This window comes from Streptomyces sp. DH12, assembly GCF_020873895.1.
Taxonomy (GTDB): Bacteria; Actinomycetota; Actinomycetes; order Streptomycetales; family Streptomycetaceae; genus Streptomyces.
On record NZ_JAHWGT010001141.1, the window covers coordinates 1 to 445 of the forward strand.

The window sequence follows — 445 nt, forward strand, 5'->3', positions numbered from 1 at the left end:
GTCCGGCAGGCACACCTTCGCGCCCGCCGCACCCGCGCGGAGCACGTCCCGTGCGATCCGGACCGACTCGCCGTCCGCCCGCCGGGCGACCGGATCGATGACCACCAGGAGCTGATCGGACGTCGCGGAAGAAGTCCCGGAAGTCGCCACCTCGGCCATGCCTCGCTTCCTCGGGTAGCATCTTTGTGCAAGAGCCCCTTTGCGCTATTGCGCCAGGGGCTTCGTCTATTCCGGGGCATCCGGTCCGACGGTTGGCGGCCAACGGTGGTCGCGGTGCACGCGGCGGAGATCCTCCGTGTGCGCCCCTGACCTTGGACATGCCCCGCCCGGAAGGGGTGTACGCGCGTGCCCGCACTTGTGCTGCTCGGTGCTCAGTGGGGTGACGAAGGCAAGGGAAAGGCGACGGACCTGCTCGGTGGTTCCGTCGACTATGTGGTGCGCTACC

At 68.8% G+C, this 445-nt stretch carries 1 protein-coding gene and 1 pseudogene; one reads left to right on the plus strand and one right to left on the minus strand.

Going from position 1 to position 445, the window contains the following annotated elements:
• A pseudogene (locus tag LPA54_RS38930) lies at positions 1 to 159 on the minus strand (diacylglycerol kinase); the annotation flags it as partial.
• A gap of 186 nt (positions 160 to 345) precedes the next feature.
• On the opposite strand from LPA54_RS38930, the gene LPA54_RS38935 reads away from it, so the two are divergent.
• On the plus strand, positions 346 to 445 hold a 100-nt coding region (locus LPA54_RS38935), incomplete at its 3' end, for an adenylosuccinate synthetase (protein ID WP_228985119.1).